Origin of the sequence: Peribacillus sp. NPDC096540 (assembly GCF_050278525.1) — a bacterium.
Classification (GTDB): domain Bacteria; phylum Bacillota; class Bacilli; order Bacillales; family DSM-1321; genus Peribacillus.
The window spans coordinates 50,774-68,306 of record NZ_JBNNTG010000027.1 but is presented as its reverse complement, the minus strand read 5'-3'; the positions used below and the strand labels follow the sequence as shown (position 1 = coordinate 68,306).

At 39.7% G+C, this 17,533-nt stretch carries 21 protein-coding genes; 7 read left to right on the top strand and 14 right to left on the bottom strand.

The features are described from left to right. The first annotated feature begins 240 nt into the window (after positions 1 to 240). Positions 241 to 1,161 (top strand): EamA family transporter, encoded by a 921-nt coding sequence (locus tag ACQKMR_RS20585; protein WP_427698986.1) that lies wholly within the window; start codon positions 241 to 243, stop codon positions 1,159 to 1,161. 294 nt (positions 1,162 to 1,455) lie between these two features. Here the strand turns inward: ACQKMR_RS20585 and ACQKMR_RS20580 are convergent, their stop codons facing one another. The 5 genes from ACQKMR_RS20580 to fabL all read right to left on the bottom strand — a co-directional run bounded on the left by ACQKMR_RS20580 (position 1,456) and on the right by fabL (position 5,892). After that, the gene (locus tag ACQKMR_RS20580) at positions 1,456 to 3,201 is read right to left on the bottom strand and encodes an ABC transporter ATP-binding protein (RefSeq protein ID WP_427698985.1); all 1,746 of its coding nucleotides are present in this window, start codon (positions 3,199 to 3,201) and stop codon (positions 1,456 to 1,458) included. Positions 3,202 to 3,605: 404 nt separating this feature from the next. After that, on the bottom strand, positions 3,606 to 4,136 hold the full coding sequence (gene ntdP / locus ACQKMR_RS20575) for a nucleoside tri-diphosphate phosphatase (protein ID WP_053344486.1): 531 nt from the start codon (positions 4,134 to 4,136) through the stop codon (positions 3,606 to 3,608). A gap of 233 nt (positions 4,137 to 4,369) precedes the next feature. After that, the gene (locus ACQKMR_RS20570; RefSeq protein ID WP_427698984.1) at positions 4,370 to 4,624 is read right to left on the bottom strand and encodes a YgaB family protein; all 255 of its coding nucleotides are present in this window, start codon (positions 4,622 to 4,624) and stop codon (positions 4,370 to 4,372) included. 162 nt (positions 4,625 to 4,786) lie between these two features. Further along, on the bottom strand, positions 4,787 to 5,059 hold the full coding sequence (locus ACQKMR_RS20565; protein ID WP_427698983.1) for a gamma-type small acid-soluble spore protein: 273 nt from the start codon (positions 5,057 to 5,059) through the stop codon (positions 4,787 to 4,789). An 83-nt stretch (positions 5,060 to 5,142) separates the two neighbouring features. Next, positions 5,143 to 5,892, bottom strand: coding sequence for an enoyl-[acyl-carrier-protein] reductase FabL (fabL, locus tag ACQKMR_RS20560; RefSeq protein ID WP_427698982.1), 750 nt, complete (start codon positions 5,890 to 5,892; stop codon positions 5,143 to 5,145). 59 nt (positions 5,893 to 5,951) lie between these two features. On the opposite strand from fabL, the gene ACQKMR_RS20555 reads away from it, so the two are divergent. Then, the gene (locus ACQKMR_RS20555) at positions 5,952 to 6,176 is read left to right on the top strand and encodes a hypothetical protein (protein WP_427698981.1); all 225 of its coding nucleotides are present in this window, start codon (positions 5,952 to 5,954) and stop codon (positions 6,174 to 6,176) included. 88 nt (positions 6,177 to 6,264) lie between these two features. Here the strand turns inward: ACQKMR_RS20555 and ACQKMR_RS20550 are convergent, their stop codons facing one another. Both ACQKMR_RS20550 and mutY read right to left on the bottom strand, forming a co-directional pair. Continuing rightward, on the bottom strand, positions 6,265 to 6,528 hold the full coding sequence (locus tag ACQKMR_RS20550) for a hypothetical protein (protein WP_427698980.1): 264 nt from the start codon (positions 6,526 to 6,528) through the stop codon (positions 6,265 to 6,267). Between the two features lie 118 nt (positions 6,529 to 6,646). Next, positions 6,647 to 7,765 (bottom strand): A/G-specific adenine glycosylase, encoded by a 1,119-nt coding sequence (gene mutY / locus ACQKMR_RS20545; RefSeq protein WP_427698979.1) that lies wholly within the window; start codon positions 7,763 to 7,765, stop codon positions 6,647 to 6,649. Positions 7,766 to 7,976: 211 nt separating this feature from the next. Here mutY and ACQKMR_RS20540 point away from each other — a divergent pair, with 211 nt between their 5' ends. After that, a complete protein-coding gene (locus tag ACQKMR_RS20540; protein WP_427698978.1) occupies positions 7,977 to 8,954 on the top strand; it encodes a metal-dependent hydrolase in 978 nt (325 codons plus the stop codon). 57 nt (positions 8,955 to 9,011) lie between these two features. Here the strand turns inward: ACQKMR_RS20540 and ACQKMR_RS20535 are convergent, their stop codons facing one another. After that, positions 9,012 to 9,278, bottom strand: coding sequence for a YfhJ family protein (locus ACQKMR_RS20535; protein WP_053344478.1), 267 nt, complete (start codon positions 9,276 to 9,278; stop codon positions 9,012 to 9,014). A gap of 113 nt (positions 9,279 to 9,391) precedes the next feature. Here ACQKMR_RS20535 and ACQKMR_RS20530 point away from each other — a divergent pair, with 113 nt between their 5' ends. Beyond that, on the top strand, positions 9,392 to 9,547 hold the full coding sequence (locus ACQKMR_RS20530) for a small, acid-soluble spore protein K (RefSeq protein ID WP_427698977.1): 156 nt from the start codon (positions 9,392 to 9,394) through the stop codon (positions 9,545 to 9,547). Between the two features lie 48 nt (positions 9,548 to 9,595). On the opposite strand, the gene ACQKMR_RS20525 is transcribed toward ACQKMR_RS20530, so the two are convergent. Next, complete coding sequence (locus ACQKMR_RS20525) at positions 9,596 to 9,907, bottom strand: YfhH family protein (RefSeq protein ID WP_427698976.1); 312 nt, start codon at positions 9,905 to 9,907, stop codon at positions 9,596 to 9,598. A 75-nt stretch (positions 9,908 to 9,982) separates the two neighbouring features. Next, on the bottom strand, positions 9,983 to 10,780 hold the full coding sequence (gene recX / locus ACQKMR_RS20520; RefSeq protein ID WP_427698975.1) for a recombination regulator RecX: 798 nt from the start codon (positions 10,778 to 10,780) through the stop codon (positions 9,983 to 9,985). A 129-nt stretch (positions 10,781 to 10,909) separates the two neighbouring features. Between recX and ACQKMR_RS20515 the strand changes: the two genes are divergently transcribed. The 3 genes from ACQKMR_RS20515 to ACQKMR_RS20505 all read left to right on the top strand — a co-directional run bounded on the left by ACQKMR_RS20515 (position 10,910) and on the right by ACQKMR_RS20505 (position 12,306). Then, positions 10,910 to 11,830, top strand: coding sequence for a TIGR01777 family oxidoreductase (locus ACQKMR_RS20515; RefSeq protein WP_427699005.1), 921 nt, complete (start codon positions 10,910 to 10,912; stop codon positions 11,828 to 11,830). A 53-nt stretch (positions 11,831 to 11,883) separates the two neighbouring features. Continuing rightward, on the top strand, positions 11,884 to 12,006 hold the full coding sequence (locus ACQKMR_RS20510; protein WP_427698974.1) for a YfhE family protein: 123 nt from the start codon (positions 11,884 to 11,886) through the stop codon (positions 12,004 to 12,006). A gap of 114 nt (positions 12,007 to 12,120) precedes the next feature. Then, positions 12,121 to 12,306, top strand: a complete 186-nt coding sequence (locus tag ACQKMR_RS20505) for a YfhD family protein (RefSeq protein ID WP_427698973.1) — start codon at positions 12,121 to 12,123, stop codon at positions 12,304 to 12,306. A gap of 323 nt (positions 12,307 to 12,629) precedes the next feature. Here ACQKMR_RS20505 and ACQKMR_RS20500 read toward each other — a convergent pair whose 3' ends face one another. From ACQKMR_RS20500 to ACQKMR_RS20485, 4 genes are all read right to left on the bottom strand, one after another. After that, positions 12,630 to 14,189, bottom strand: coding sequence for a fatty acid--CoA ligase (locus ACQKMR_RS20500; RefSeq protein ID WP_427698972.1), 1,560 nt, complete (start codon positions 14,187 to 14,189; stop codon positions 12,630 to 12,632). Positions 14,190 to 14,321: 132 nt separating this feature from the next. After that, positions 14,322 to 15,473, bottom strand: a complete 1,152-nt coding sequence (locus tag ACQKMR_RS20495) for a thiolase family protein (protein WP_427698971.1) — start codon at positions 15,471 to 15,473, stop codon at positions 14,322 to 14,324. Between the two features lie 28 nt (positions 15,474 to 15,501). Then, the gene (locus tag ACQKMR_RS20490; RefSeq protein WP_427698970.1) at positions 15,502 to 16,647 is read right to left on the bottom strand and encodes an acyl-CoA dehydrogenase family protein; all 1,146 of its coding nucleotides are present in this window, start codon (positions 16,645 to 16,647) and stop codon (positions 15,502 to 15,504) included. A 91-nt stretch (positions 16,648 to 16,738) separates the two neighbouring features. Next, positions 16,739 to 17,506 (bottom strand): 3-hydroxyacyl-CoA dehydrogenase, encoded by a 768-nt coding sequence (locus ACQKMR_RS20485; protein ID WP_427698969.1) that lies wholly within the window; start codon positions 17,504 to 17,506, stop codon positions 16,739 to 16,741. Positions 17,507 to 17,533: the final 27 nt, after the last annotated feature.

Sequence of the window (17,533 nt, the reverse complement as noted above, 5' to 3'; positions counted from 1 at the left end):
TCAGAGTTTAAGGGAATCTGAAGGTCTGTTGTCGCCTTCAGATTCCCAATCAACGAGTTTGCTTTACTTTTTTTTCTGGTTGACAATTATTCACAGAGACTTTAAGCTAAGGTAATGCAACACAATCATTTTTAAACTCAGCTTTTGTTGAGAGACGGAATTTTAAAAGGATTTCCTTTTTTCGTTCGTCACTTGCCCTTTAGGCAGGTGGCGATTTTTATTTTTTTAGGGGTGAAAAATATGCAACTATTGAAGTATTCCATAATGGTTTTAATCGGCTCCATTTCATACGGCACATTATCCACAATGATTAAGTTCGGATTCATGGACGGCCATTCTTCCGGAGAATTAGTCGGAAGTCAATACCTAGTCGGTTGGCTGATTGTCTCTGTTTTATTTCTTTTTTCGTTTAAATATAAAGTTTCATGGAAAAGTGCCGGATTACTTTTATTCACAGGTATGATGTCCACTTTTGTCGGGAAAGCGTATGCCGTCTCAGTATCAGAGCTTCCAGCTTCGATTGCCGTGGTATTTTTATTTCAGTTTACCTGGATCGGCGTTCTAATCGAAAGCTTTCTAAATAAAAGACGGCCTGATAAAAATAAACTCATTGCCATTTTTGTTCTATTTATCGGTACGTTATTAGCAGGAGCAATTTTTGGCCAGCCTCTCTCTGCACTTAGTTTAAAAGGAGTATTGTTTGGCCTTTTATCGGCGTTACTTTTTGCTCTTTATATGTATTGTAACTCTCAGTTCGCCGTTGGGGAATCTTCCATGAAGCGGTTGTTTTTCATTGCAACAGGGGCGATGCTCACTGCTGTATTTACTACTAACCCTGTCACACTTGTAACAAATCTTGTTCAAACAAACCTATGGTATTATGGTCTATTGCTTGGCACGTTGGGTGTTCTTGTTCCTTTCTTTTTCTTTGCTGTCAGTATGCCGAAAGTTGGTGTCGGGCTTGGGACAATTCTTTGTGCGGCAGAATTGCCATCAGCAATGGTCGTTTCGGTTATCTTCCTAAATGAACAAGTTACGTCCCTGCAGTGGTTCGGAATGTTCATGATTATTATCGGAATTGCCTTACCTGAAGGGATGAAGCATCTCCCCAAATTTCTTCCTAATAGTAAAAGAACTTCGCAAGAAAAAAGAGTATCCTAATGAAAATAACAGGTTCTTTTAACTCGAAGTATTGAAGGGGAAATTACTTGTTTTTAGTTTTACTTTTCACATTTAACACAGCTGAAAATTCAACTAAAAGAGCATCGAATTTTCGATGCTCTTTTAGTATGCAAATTACATCAGGAATATTATCGAACTTTAACAATTTGGGTGCATTACACTTATTGGTATAGTTTTCAAATAAAAAAAGAGACCATTTCACTACTGCGAACTGGTCTGCTCTTCTATTTGAATCAGTTATAATTACTTAGGATTCTCTATATTCTATTTTCCTTAAGCATCCAATTGTTGCACTTGAAATAGGTTATAGTAATGCCCTTGTTTTTTCATGAGTTCTTCATGTGTTCCGATTTCGGTAATTTCCCCATTATCGATATGAACAATCCGATCGGCATGGGTAATGGTTGATAAGCGGTGTGCCACAATGATCGTAGTCCGTTTTTTCGCCAATATATCAAGCGCTTCTTGGATGTAATGTTCACTCTCTAAATCTAATGCAGAAGTTGCTTCATCCAACACAAGGATTGGCGGGTTTTTCAAAAATACCCTCGCAATAGTAACCCGTTGCTTTTGGCCTCCGGATAATTTCACACCCCGCTCGCCTACTTTTGTTTCGTAGCCATCTTTTAAAGACGTAATGAAGTCATGAGCATTCGCCGCTTTTGCCGCAGCAAAAACTTCTTCATCACTTGCCTCAGGCCGTCCCATTAGGATATTGGCCTTAACCGATTCACTAAATAAGATATTATCCTGAAGCACCATTCCGATTTTGTCTCTCAGGCTGCGGACTTTATATTTCCGGATATCCGTACCATCCAGTAATACGCTTCCCTCTGTTACATCATAGAATCGGGAAATTAAACTGACGATTGAGGATTTCCCTCCACCACTCATTCCAACAAGTGCAATGGTTTCACCCGGTTTCACATCCAGGTTGATATGTTTTAAAACAGGTGCCTCTTTCTCATCATAAGCAAATGACACATCCTGAAACGTAATTCGGCCGTCTACCTGCTTCAGCTCTTTTGAACCAGGTTCATCATCAATATCATATTTCTCATCCACAAATTCAAAAACCCGGTCCATAGACGCCAATGTTTGTGTCATTGTAGTCGAAGAGTTAACTAATCGTCTAAGAGGATTATAAAGCCTGTCTATGAAACCGACGAAGGCTACCATAGTACCTAGCGTCAACTGCTCATTGATGACTTGATAACCCGCAAAGCCAATCACTAGTAAGGGTGCAATATCTGTAATTGTATTGACGACAGCAAATGACTTAGCATTCCAACTCGTATGTTTCAGTGCCTTATCCAGGAAATTTTTATTTTGCTTCGCAAACAGTTCCTGCTCACGATCTTCAATCGCAAAGCTTTTTATAACCGACATGCCTGAAACACGTTCATGAAGATGACTCTGCACATCCGCCAACGCTTGAGACCTAACCCTTGTATAGGTTCTGAGCTTTCCAAAAAAATGTTTGATTGAAAAAGCGTAGAATGGCAGCATTATGATGGATACAATGGTTAGCTTTACGTCCATCGTGAACATAACCACTATTACAATAATAATTGTAGCGATATCTAGCCAGAGATTCATCAAACCGGTGATAACAAAGTTCTTTGTTTGTTCCACATCCGTGATCATCCTTGAGATGACCTCGCCCACTCTTGTGTTGGAATAATATTTAAAGCTCAGTTTTTGTACATGAGTAAATAAATCATTACGGATATCATATAAGATTTTTGTTCCTGTCCATTGAGCAAAATACTGCCGGTAATACTCAATGGGCGGTCTTACCGCTACAAAGATAAAAATCATGATGCCCATAACCCATAAAAGGCGTTCGGATTTCATATCAGTAGACAGGTCACCATTGATGATGTCATCCACAATATACTTGCTAAGCAATGGAATCAACAGTGGAATCGCGAACTTTAATAGGCCAATCAATATCGTCCCGATAATTTGCCATTTATATGGCTTAACAAATTGTAAATATCTCTTAATGCTCCCCACAGGACTCCTCCATTTCTCCTAATAACTTTGAAGACGGTTCATTAGCTATAGATAGTAATGCTAGTATTAGTTAATACAGTATAATACCGTGTAAAAGATTCTAAAGATACACTTTCAGTTATATTTTCCTTTTCGAAAAATTAAGCTAGTATTAGTCTTTCACATACTCACATTCTCTTCCAAATATTTAATGAATAGTTCCAAAATATTCTTTTCAACTACATATTATCCAGGGTCTTTCTATAAACGGGACTCATTTCAACATCTCGTAAGTTTACTTTAATACCACAACAGTTAAAAGAATAGTGCTTTCTTCTAGAAAAATAAGAGAAATAACATGTAAAATCTGTCTTTATCGAGAATAGAAAAAAAGCCTGCTAGATAAGCAGCAGGCCTTTTTACTATTATCGATAAGTTAAAAAGCGTTCATACCAACTATCAATAAATTCTGCGGAGAATGGTCCTTTTCGCTGGCGTATCATATAAATTAAATAATCTACGTTCTGTTTTAATATTTGATCGATAGCATCAGGATAATTCATCTCTTTCCGATGCCTTTCATATTCATCCTCATCCAGCAAATTAAACGTCATATCTGGGAATACTTTGATATCCAGGTCATAATCAATGTATTTCAATGCTCCTGGATCGTATGTGAACGGAGAACTGATGTTGCAATAATAATAAACCCCGTCCTCTCTCAACATACCAATAACATTAAACCAATACTTTGAATGAAAATAGCAAATCGCCGGCTCTCTTGTAATCCATGTCCTTCCATCTGATTCCGTCACCATAGTACGGTCATTTGCTGCTATCACCAGATTTTGGGTTCCTTTTAAAACGGTTGTCTCTTCCCAGATACGATGGATATGTCCATTATGTTTATAGCTATGAATTTGGATTTTTCCTCCTTCGGCAGGAACAATCCCCATTTATCTCTCCCTACTTTCTATAGACACCCTTACAGCGTACTGTGCCCTATTCCGTTTGCAGTTGTTGTGTGTATTTAAAATATATACTTTTTTCCATTTACCCTATATTCCTATATTATAGCGATTTATTCATAAATTTAAAACAAAAGTGGCTAATCCCCCAGTAAAAATGTGAAAATAAGCCAAAAAAATCTGACCTTCCACTCATTTCTACTTAGAAATTAGCCAATTATTTATTGTACTGCAGCCTGTCCTTGCTGAAAATAACGAATGACCTCTTCTGTTTGCCTTTCGAACATATCATGGATACATTTTAATTCTTGCTTCTTAAGTTGAATCTCTTCCTGAATGGTAACTGCTTCACCCTCCTCTTGCAGATCAAGGAGTTGCTTCTCTATATCTTGGCATCTTTCGATTTCAGATTGTAAAAGTAAAAGCTTTTCCATCGTTTTCAACTGATTGTTTATAAGCTGATTAAATTGCTCCATGATTGCACCATCCTAATCTGTATTTATTCTTTAATATGTATATTCTATTTTTATCTGATATCTCCTTTGACTTAAAATGTAAACGTTGCGAAACATTTGTCGAATGCAGACAAAAAATTAAAAGACACCCTTCAATAGAAGGATGCCTTTTCGTATCAGCAATTAGCCTTGGCTTTTTTTGCTTTGAGATTTTTGGTTTTGTTGTTTCACTTGTTGTACGTTTGTTTCGCTTGCAAACTCAGTACCGTATTGGCCTTGACCTTGACCTTGCTGAGATTGCGCGTTTTGTTGTTTCACTTGTTGCACGTTTGTTTCACTTGCAAACTCAGTACCGAATTGGCCTTGACCTTGACCTTGACCTTGCTGAGATTGCGCGTTTTGTTGTCTCACTTGTTGTACGTCTGTACCTGCTTGTGATTTATTGTTGTTAGCCATTAATATCACCTCCACAAATATAAGATAACCAATCTCATGGAGTGTTATCCGGCTAAAAACATTTAAATTTTACCAGTTATATTTTAAACAAGTAAAGAAATTCCTCCATCGACAATAACGGTTTGTCCTCGAATCATACTTGCTCCATCCGATATTAAAAATAGAATGGTGTTCACCATATCTTCTACCTCAACCATCCGTCCTGCTGGAGTCTGTTCAGCTGCTTCAGCAAGCATTTCATCCCGGTTCGGGAAAGACTTTAGCGCATCCGTATCAATCACACCGCCTGAAACGGCATTGACACAGATATTCATTGAGGCGAGTTCAACAGCTAAATATCTTGTCAGTGCTTCAAGCGCCGCTTTCGATACTCCGACAGCCGTGTAATTTTTCAAATAGCGGATGGAACCAAGTGAACTGATACTGACAATTTTACCTCCACCATTTCTTTCCATCAATTTCGCCGCTTCCTGGGCACAGAAAAGCAGGGCTTTTGTATTGATATCCATTGTCCAGTTCCAATGGGATTCTTCAAGCTCCATTAACGGGCGCTGCACACCTGATGCAGCATTATTGATGAAGATATCCAAACGTCCATAATACGCATCGATTTCCTCAAACATACTTTTTACTTTTGCAACGTCTCCGACATTTGCCTTTACTACAAGGGCTTTACGCCCCAATGCTTCAATTTCAGCAGCTACCTCTAATGCTTTTGACTTGCTCCGGGCATAATTAATAACGAGGTCGTATCCTTCCTCTGCAAGTTTTAATGCTGTGCTTCTTCCTAGACCTTTACTGCTTCCTGTAACGAGCGCTACTTTTTGTTCCATTTGTTTATTCATCCTTTCTGAGTAAACACCCATCACTTTAAAAAAGGAGTGTTACTATTATGTATGTTGGACGTGATATGACAGAGTTGTCGATGATGAAAAAATCGGATTGGGAAAATAGTGAGCTTGCCTATTTTCATCACTCTCTTCAACAAATGGTACCTTATTTAAACCAAGAAGGACAGAGTATCCATACCGAAATCGTCAAAGAAATTGAAAATAGAGGCGGACTCAACAAACAAGAAGCCAATTACACCCAAGGAACGGAAACAAGCTACGAGTAATTTACCTTTAAACAATTGAAAAGAGAAGGAGAGGGTATCTTAGCGGATATCCTCTTTTTGACTATGCTTGCTTCTCATATTTATAGAACTATCTCTCCGTAAAGATTTTTTTATAGAAAAAAATAATAATTCCGCAAATCAGAGCTACACCTACAAGTGATAACAAGTAAACAGAAGGGGAAATAACTTTACCAAAGACCGCTTCATTTTTAAGTGTCCCCGCTTGACCCCATGCGTTTTCAATTTCTGGTTTATATTGGCTTGTTTTTATAGATCCGACTATCATCGTACTAACAAAATAAAACACATGAAGAATTATTGAACCAATAACCGCTTGAAAAACTACCTTCATTTATGCGCCCTCCATAACCTTATTTTACCATAAAAAAAACAATGTACTTTCTTATCCGGAACGCACTGCTTTTTCTATTTAATTAGGTTGTGTGGATGGTATTAAAAAAACGGATAACTTAATTGGTACCCTCTTTATCGTTATAGGCCTTCATCATTTTTTGGTGTGAAACCGGAAACGCGAACTCCTCCATCTCCGTTTTACTAACCCACTTCAGCTGATTCTCTATTAACGTCGCTTCACTAATTGTTTCTTTGACTGTTCCGATATACGTATCCACTTTCCAGACAAGGTGTGAAAATACATGTTCAATTTTCACAAGCGGATCTGTAATCTCCGGTTTTACACCGTACATTTCATGAAATCGATTCTCAAAGAATTCCCGTTTATGCTGAAGCGATGTATGGTTTTCGAAGTTCGGGTATTCCCAAAGGTTTGCTAGCAATCCTTCAGATGCTCGCTTGTGAATTAAAAATTCACCTTTTTCATTCGTTAATAGCACAGCCACGATTGGTACATCACGCGTTTTTTTCTTTTGGATTTTCACCGGTAGTTCTGACTGAACCCCTGCCTCAAAGGCAAGACAGTGACTTTGAACCGGGCACAGTAGACAGGCAGGCTTACCAGGTGTGCAGATTAAAGCCCCCAGTTCCATTAAGGCTTGATTGAAAGCAGATGTATGGTTGTGATCAATCAGCTTACGAACAGCAGCTTCAAATGTTTTTCGCGTCTTTGGCTTTGCAATATCTTCATAAATCATTAATATCCTTGATAGCACACGCATGACATTCCCATCCACAGCTGGCTCCGGCTTGCCATAGGCTATGCTAAGAATCGCTCCAGCTGTATAAGGACCAACACCTTTTAGCTTAGAAATTTCCTCGGGACTATCTGGTACGACACCATTATATGACGCCTTTACCTCTTGTACAGCACTATGCAGGTTCCTGACCCGCGAATAGTAACCGAGCCCTTCCCAAGCTTTTAATATTTTTTCTTCATCGGCATTGGCAAAATCCTCAAGAGTCGGAAACCAGTCTATAAACTGGTTAAAATAAGGAATGACTGTATCCACTCGCGTTTGCTGAAGCATAATTTCAGAAACCCATACACGGTACGGATCCTTATTTTCCCTCCACGGCAATTCTCTTTGTTCTTCGAGAAACCAGGAAACTAAATCTTTTTGAAACGCCTCGATATTTATTTTTTCTATTGTTCGGATATTTATTTCTTTCACTTCAGTTCCTCCAAAGATGTTACACTTTTATTAAAAATGGGGAATACATATAATAGGCATTCTTTTTTTTAATAACATGTTCATATTTATTTTATTGTAATAGGTCATAAAAAAGTCAAAAATATATTCATTTGATTGATAATATATAAATACGGTATGATTATGGATAGGGAAGATCTTTTTTTCAAATTGTGGCAGGGAGGTTAGACTTTTGGATACAGGTACTCATTTTGTCATGGGAATTGCTCTTGGAGGACTTGCCACATTAGATCCTGTTATTGCGCAAAGTCCGGTTACTGCAAGTGCAGTCATTGCAGGTACGATATTAGGATCACAAGCTCCTGACATTGATACCGTTTTAAAATTACGAAATAACGCTGTATATATACGAAATCACCGTGGAATTACACATTCTATTCCCGCTGTTTTACTTTGGCCCCTGATTATCAGCGGTGCAATTTTCGCCTTCATGCCTGAAGCAAATTATCTTCATCTTTGGCTTTGGACCTTTTTAGCCGTTTTTCTTCATGTTTTTGTCGATATCTTCAATGCCTATGGAACACAGGCGCTAAGGCCCATTTCTTCCAATTGGGTAGCTCTAGGGGTCATCAATACATTTGACCCGTTCATTTTTGGAATCCATGTTGCCGGCTTGATATTGTGGGGGTATGGATTTCCTCCCGGCTATTTATTTCTCTCAATTTACGGGATACTCGTGCTCTATTATATCTCTAGGTTCAGGGAACAGGCTTTTATTAAAAGAGCTGTTAAGCAGCAAATTCCGGGAGCAAGAAAAATTATTTTATCACCGACCATGCGGTTTCATCGCTGGAAAATAGCGGTGATTACCGAAAAGCATTATTATGTAGCGAGAGCTGATAATGGCTATGTGACGATTCTGGATACTTTTGATCGAATTCCATTGCCTGAAAGTAGAATTCTCGAAGCCGCCAAACTTGATATCAATTTGGCTGCCTTTCTGTCTTTTTCCCCTGTTTATCGCTTTGAAATCGAACAAATTAAGGACTATTACGAAGTCCGTTTTATTGATTTAAGATACCGCAGCAATGGGTATTACCCCTTTGTAGCTGTCGTCCATTTAGACAGCGATCTAAATATCTTAAATTCGTATACCGGTTGGATCTTTAGTGAAGCGAAACTGCAAAAGAAATTGAATATTATTTTGTAGATCTACGCAGATTGAAAAAAGGCTGATTCCAGAGGAAACCCGCTGGAATCAGCTTTTTTAATGCAGTCGATTCTGTTGATTTAATAAATGCTTATATTTAGGATTTTTCGCAATGAATTCGTGGAATTGTTCACCGTAATTATCAATCCAGGTCTGAACAACACGTGACGTCATTTCTTCGCCAGCATACTCATGCCCAGCTTTTGCATAGGTCGCTTCGAAATCTTCCCATAATAATTCCACCCAAGTTAAAGCTTGCTCATACGTGATGTGATCATTTTTCTCAAGCAGGATCTTGGTTAATCTTTCATGGTAATCATTCATTAGAACCACCTCATTGCCAATATTTTTACAGACTGAACTATACTGTACTTTACCCATACTAGTAGTAAGCGGAAACGCTTCTTTCTTAATACAAATGTTTGGAGGAGAAAAACTTGCGAAATAAACAAAAAGGATTCCCCAACCAAAACCATAATAAATTTCAAGGTGAGCCTCGTGCAAAGGAGAGATTTGCCTCTAAGCGAGCGGATGGCAGCATTAACACACACCCACAAGAACGTATGAAAGCATCCAACGAGCGATCGAATTAGAAACAATAGAACACTTCTGAAGGAATCGGGTCCTCCCGGTTCCTTCAATTATCTCAACATCGAAATTGGCAGTGCTTCTTCCTTCCCGCTTCCACCCAAACGGTACCCCCAGGCGAATACACCATTCATATAATCAATTTTGAAATAAACTCCCGGATCGCCTTCAATTTGATAAATTTCACCTTTTTTAAAATCATCCGGATTTAACAAATAGGCTTTAGCCATAGTTACTTTGCGTTCCAACACCGAATATTCGTTAACCATCCCTAATTGCTCAGCTTTTCTAGCTTTTTCTGTTAGCGCTGCAATTTCCTGTTGTAGTTCATAGGCCGACAACTTGCTGTATCTTACGTCGCTCATATATATGGCTCCTTAAATGAAATATTAATTTACTTCTATATTAAACAAAATTTTACGATTTGGCTATCGATGTACTTATTCCATGTCTGAATTGGAAAGAAATCGGTCAATTAATTCTATTGGAAAACCTTTTCGGTATAATGCCTGCTTCATTTTTTGTTCATATTCGAAGCCTTCATAGTTTTTATAGCGGCGCTGCATCTTTTCTGCATGATGACATAGCGAATCCCATTGTTCATCTTCATCCTTTTCTACCGTTACATTTTCAAGTGCCTCAAGAATGACATCTCTTGGAAAACCTTTTCGTGTCAATGTCTGTTCAAGCTTCTGCCTTAAAGCTCGTTCCGAGATGTTTTTTTCTTTTTTCACTGATTTTCCCGCAAGCTTTTTCGCATGCTCAATTTGAATATCATAGGGGTATTCCTTCAAAGCCTCCATAACTAGCTTTTCATGTATTCCTTTTTCCTTCAGCTCCATCTTAAGGGTAGTAGGACCTTTATTTCCTCCGTTTACATGGGTCCGTACGTAAGCCTTGGCAAATTCAAGGTCATCTAAATAGTTAAAGCTGTAAAGCTTATGTATAGCTTCCTTTATAATCGGTTCTTCTATGTCCTTCTTTCTTAAATAAAGGTGAATTTCCGATTCTGAACGCATGCGGTATGATAAATAATTAAGTGCATCCGTAAATGCTTTTTGGATTTCATCATGGAATTGTATTTCAGCAAGAAGCAGGTCATCAAGTGCAGTACCCTTTTTCAAGTGAAATTTCAATAAAACTTCTTCGTCCACAGCAAACGCATATTTTTCATCAACAAATATGTTATAACGATCTTTACGTTTTTTTTGGGTTGTTATTTTTGTTATGTTTGGCATAAAATCCACCCCCATCCCTACTTTACCCCTTTACGAGTACCTTTTCTATATATAGCATGTCTAAAAATGAAAAAAGAACAAGGGCATGTTAAAGTGAATAAAAGACAAGAAAAAAAGGAAGTGGTTTTCATGAAAATAGCCATTGCTGGTGGAAGCGGTTTTGTCGGCACAGCCCTTATCGATGAATTATTAAAAGAAAATCATGATTTATATATATTGACACGTCATCCTGACAAATATAAAAAACGGGAAAATCTCCAATATATCGGCTGGCTGACCGCAGACTCAAGCCCTGAAAAAAACTTAGAAGGCCTTGATGTGTTCATTAACCTTGCCGGTGAGTCTTTAAACAGTGGGCGTTGGACCCCGGAACGAAAACGTCGTATTGTCGAAAGCAGAGTTGAAGCTTCCAAAGAAATGAATCGAATCCTTTCTAAGCTGCCAAATAAAGTTTCTGTCATTATCAATGCAAGTGCAGTGGGTTTTTATGGTATCTCCGATCATGAGACCTTTACCGAAACCTCTGATTCCATCGGTGATGATTTCTTGGCTCGGACAGTTAAGCTATGGGAAAAAGAAGCAACCAAATCCCGCTCATACAGTAAACGAGTTGTCCTTACAAGGTTTGGTGTGATTCTAGGGGAAAAAGAAGGTGCACTGCCAATGATGGTTCTTCCCTATAAACTTTTCGGCGGAGGAAAAATGGGCAAAGGAAGTCAGTGGCTTTCCTGGATTCATATTCACGACGTCGCCCGTGCAATTGTTTTTTGCATGAATAATCAACACATTCAAGGTCCAGTCAATTTCACAACACCTAACCCAGTTCGAATGGATAGATTTGGAAAAGAAATCAGTAGTGTCATGCACCGGCCTCATTGGTTACCTGTTCCTCCCTTCATGCTAAAAACCATGCTCGGTGAAATGAGCATACTTGTGCTAGAAGGCCAAAAAGTCCTTCCCAATAAACTAACAGAGGAAGAATTCACATTCACTTTTCCAACCCTTAATATGGCTTTACAAAATATCCTAAAAGAAAATTCTCATGTATGAATGAAACTTTTTAGGAAAAAATAGGGATATCAAGTGAAATGGAGATGATCTAATTGTCCAAAAAACAGGAAAAAGAAAAAAGTAACTTAACCAGCACGCAAGCAATTCTTTATTCTCGAGAATTTAAAAATGCAGACCGAGCAGGCGGATTTAACGAAAAGAAATCTCGCCGTTAAGTTTGGAGTTTTTTCCCGTACATTTTGATCAGCCATTCAACACAAAATAAGCTAGCGATGATTAAGGAAATCATCGCTAGCTTATTTATTTCTTTACTCTTAGGGGGCGCTAAAATGGGACGCAATAACATTCATCATAATCAAGACAAAAACGCTCAAAAACTTCCACAGGTTCCTAAAAATCTAAAAAGTGACGGACTTGATGTCGAATATTCTTCGGAACTGGCTGACCAACAAGATATTGAAGCACAAGCGCGAGCTAATGCAGCTACTCGTCGTGCCCATAACCGCGAATTATAACAACCTTTACACCTTAAGGGGCTGTTCAGTCAGCCCCCTTAAATTAGTTTGCTGATATCGTCTTATCCACACCCCTGTGTATATTGTGGATATTTTCTGAAAATACTGACATGTGGTAGGTATTTTGTCTCGCGATATCAACATGTAAATAATGTAATTTCTGGATAACTATGTGGATAATGTGGATAACGCTAACATCTCATTGACTAGACTACATTTCATTTGTGGATAACTTTTACACTACCCTGAAATGATTTGACAGGTTATTAACTCAACTAAAAAATCTATTCTGCTTAAAACAATGAAGGTTTTCCAACCTTTCGTTATTCAGCAACAGTTTCTTCCAACTGTTTTCGGAGCATGAATTTTTGAATTTTCCCACTTGCGTTTCTAGGCAACTCTTTACAGAAGATATATCTTCTTGGACGTTTATAGTTAGCTAGTGTATCGCTGTTCTTACACCAGTCTTCTAAATCACTTTCCGTCAATAACGGATCTTTAACTACTACAAAGGCCGTCACCTTTTCTCCCCATTTTTCATCAGGCTGACCAAGTACTGCACAGTCAAGAACGCCTTGATGCTCATAAAGTATGTCTTCCACTTCACGTGGATACACATTTTCGCCTCCGGAGATAATCATGTCATCCACACGATCTTTGACCCACAAATATCCATCTTCATCAAGGAAACCAATATCCCCGGAATGGTACCAGCCTCTGTAAAGCGCTCTCTCTGTCTCTCCATCTCTTTGAAAGTACCCTTTCATGATGCAAGGGCCTTTCACTAGGATTTCCCCGATTTCCCCGGGTTCAAGTATATCATCAGGATCCGATGGGCCTTCGTCATTTGGACGGGCAATGACGATTTCATGATCGCGGCACGCTTGGCCGGCAGAACCAGCTTTACGTATTTGATCATCCTCTAATAGTAGAGTGATGGCCGGGCCCATTTCAGTCATTCCATACGCTTGGATAAATTGAATGCCCAGTTTTTCCTGACAAGCAAGTACAAGCGTGGGCGCCATTGGAGCGGCTCCATATAGTCCCAGCTTCAAACTTTGAAATTTATAATCATTCAGATTTTCCTGAATGAGCATATTCCACATCGTTGGTGCTGCAAATAGTTTGGTAATCCCTTCGGATTCAAACAGTTCAAGAACCCTTTTAGGATTGAACTGATGAAGAACTACATTTGTTGCACCAACCTGTACGCGCGGTAAAAATGAACAGTGCAATTCCGCACAATGAAACATTGGCGCGGTAATCAAACCGATATCACTGCTTTCATACTTCATCGCCTCTGTTAAAATCGCAGCCTGCTCGACCATATCTTTATGAAGATGAATAACTCCTTTTGGGCGTCCTGTCGTCCCGCTTGTATACATAATGGCATAGACATCATTCTCGTGAATGTCCACATCAACAGGCTGAGAAGATGTACTGACCATTTTTTTGCGGTACCCTTGGGCATAGCGAGGCACATTCTCATCAATATACCAAAATGCTATTTCCGGGAAGCGTTTTTCAACAGCTGCCACAATCGATTCCAATTCACCTTCAAATAAAACGACCTTTGGCGCCGCGTCACTTAAGATGAATGCAAGCTCTTCTGCCATTAAGCGAAAGTTGATTGGATTAAAGACCGCACCAATCTTTGCACAAGCAAAAAATGCGGTGGCAAGTTCTTCATTATTATAAAGAAAAGTAGAGACCCGGTCCCCTTTTTGGACACCTTCTGCTTGGAGAGCCGCCGCCAACCTATTCACCTGCTCATTCCATTGAATATAGGTATAGCGGATATTTCTTCTCACGTCGTAGATAGCTTCTTTAATGGGGAATTTTTGAACCGTCTGATCAAAGATATTTTTAATCGTTACTGACATATCATTTCCTCCTCAAGTAAACCCACTATCAGCAAGCTGATTTCATGTCATGCTGCTGATGGTTGGCTTTATCACTTTTTCAGCCTTTACTTTCGTGTGAATTTCTAAAGTTTTTCACGAGAAAATACCCTCTCAATCTATTCTTTCAATAATGGTAGCATTCGCCATTCCGTGACCTTCACACATTGTTTGCAATCCATATCGGCCGCCTGTTCTTTCTAATTCATGGATCATCGAAACCATTAAACGGGCACCACTGCCGCCAAGCGGATGACCTAAGGCAATCGCTCCGCCATTTGGATTAAGCTTCTTAGGGTCGGCCCCTGTTTCTTTTAACCAAGCAAGCGGTACAGGAGCAAAGGCTTCATTAACTTCAAAGACATCGATATCATCAATGGAAAGACCTGCTTTTTCCAATGCTTTTTGAGTGGCAGGAATTAGACCTGTCAGCATTAGGGTAGGATCTGATCCGACAACAACCCGTGTATGCACTTTAAAGCGAGGTTTCAATCCAAGCTCTTCTGCTTTACTACGCTCCATTAATAGTAAAGCTGCAGCACCGTCACTTATTTGGCTTGAGTTCCCTGCATGGATTAATCCTTCTTCTTTAAAAACTGCTTTCAACCCTGAAAGGACTTCTACCGTAGTTCCCTCCCTTGGCCCTTCGTCTTCCGTAACTTCAATATGATTTCCTACTTTATCTGTACCTGTAACTGTGATTATTTCACGGTCGAAATAGCCTTCCTTTTGAGCACGTATTGCCCTCTCATGGCTTTCAACAGAAAACTGATCACATTCCTCACGTGTGATTCCCCACTTTTCTGCGATTCTTTCAGCCGACAAACCTTGGTTGATTACCTCGTAGCTGTCTAAATACTTTTGACTTGTTTCAGCTCCTTGATAATTTGAACCCATTGGGACACGAGACATATTTTCTACTCCTCCGGCTACGACCACATCCATATCTCCTGACAAAATGGCTTGGGAAGCGAAATGGACAGCCTGCTGACTCGATCCGCATTGACGGTCAATTGTCGTACCTGGCACTTCAATCGGATAACCGGCAATCAGAGCTGCAATCCGAGCAATATCTCCGGCCTGCTCCCCAGCCTGCGAAACACAGCCTAAAATGACATCATCGATGATAGCATGATCAATGCCTGCTATTTCAACCAGCTTCTTTAATACTTCCCCCGCTAAATCATCTGGGCGAACATCCTTTAAGACACCGTTTCTTCTGCCAACCGGAGTACGAATTCCCTCAACAATTACCACTTCCCGCATGTAATCTCTCCCCTTCTCATTTTGTTTTTTAAAGTTCAAGGTTCTTTGCGATGATTTTCTTCATGATTTCATTTGTACCCGCATAGATGCTTGCTACGGGTACATCACGGTACCTTCTAGCAATCTTGTATTCTTCCATATAACCATAGCCACCATGAAGCTGCATGCATTCAATGGATATTTTCCTTGCAGTCTCAGTCAAACGCCATTTAGCCATCGACACTTCTGTGACCATCTGTTCACCCTCCATATGATTGGCAATCAACTGATCCAGGAAAACGCGGCCCATTTTAATTTCAGTAGCCATTTCTGCGATTTTAAACTGAGTGTTCTGGAACTGACTCACTGATTTCCCGAACGCTTCCCTGCTTTTGACGTACTCAATCGTATCCGATAGCATATCCTCGGATGCGGTTTGGGCACAAATTGCTACGACAAGACGTTCCTGCTGCAATTTCTCCATTAAATACTTAAACCCTTTGCCTTCTTCACCAAGTAAGTTTTCCTTTGGTACACGACAATCTTCAAAGATAAGTTCTGCTGTATCCTGACAATGCAAACCAAGCTTCTTCAGTTTTCGTCCCCTGGAGAATCCTGGAGTATCTCTTTCAACCACGACTAAACTTACGCCTTTATGCTTCGGAACAGCATTTGGATCCGTTTTACATGCCACGATGACAAGATCCGAATGAATCCCATTTGTGATGAATGTTTTTTGTCCATTTAGTATGTAATGATCTCCATCCAAAATCGCAGTCGTTTTAATATTGGCTAAATCCGAACCTGTTCCCGGCTCTGTCATGGCGATGGCTGTAATGATTTCCCCTGTCGTGCATTTAGGGAGCCACCGCCGTTTCTGCTCCTCATTTCCGTATGCGGAAATATAAGGAACCGTAATATCACTATGGAGCCCGAAGCCTATGAAACCTGAACCCACTCTTTCTAGCTCTTCATTAATTATGACCGCAAAGCCCCAATCTACTTCAGAACCCCCATACTCTTCTCCCAGATCCGGACATAAAAAGCCTTGCTCCCCCATTTTCCCCCAAAACGAACGAGGAATAATACGGTCTTCCTCCCATTGTTCATAATAGGGAACCGCTTCTTTCTCTAAAAACTTACGTAATGATTTGCGGAAAATCTCGTGATCTTCACTTAAGTATGGATGCTTCATCTCTACTATCTCCTCTGTCATTAGCTTTGTCGTATCAACCTTTTCCTTTTTAAAGAATATACTTTAGTCATTTCCCGGAAGGAATTGACTCTTATCTAGGTGACATTCGAATGGCCCCGTCCAACCGAATCGTTTCTCCATTCAGCATTGGATTTGTAATAATGCTTTCCGTAAGTTTAGCGTACTCTTCGGGATATCCTAGTCTTGATGGAAATGGCACGGTTTTCCCTAATGACGTCCTCGCTTCTTCTGGTAATGAATCAAACATCGGTGTATGAAATAACCCCGGTGCAATCGATACGACACGTATCCCTTTGGAAGCAAGCTCCCTTGCAATCGGAAGAGTCATACCGACAATCCCACCCTTTGAGGCACTATATGCCGCTTGTCCGATTTGTCCTTCAAATGCAGCTACCGACGCTGTGTTGATAATAACACCGCGCTCTCCCTCTTCGTTCGCTTGGTTATTAACCATTTTTTCAGCCGCAAGACGAATAACATTAAATGTACCGACCAAGTTAACCATCACTACTTTTGAGAACGTTTTCAATTCATGTGTACCTTTTCTTCCGATGACCTTTTCAGCAATCGCAATGCCAGCACAATTGACAACAGTGTTAATATCTCCAAATTTTTTAATTCCCTGTTCCAACGCTTCTAGGACACTTTCTTCACTTGTCACATCTGTTTTAATAAATAAGACTGAATCTCCTAATTCCTCGACCATTTTGGCGCCATTTTCTTCTGAGAGGTCAAAGATAACAGCTTTTCCACCTTTTTGAATGATGTTTCTTACAGTGGCCGCTCCCAGACCTGAAGCCCCACCTGTTACTACAGCAATAGTTTCTTGAATATCCAAATCCTCACCTCATATGTTTTCGTCTAG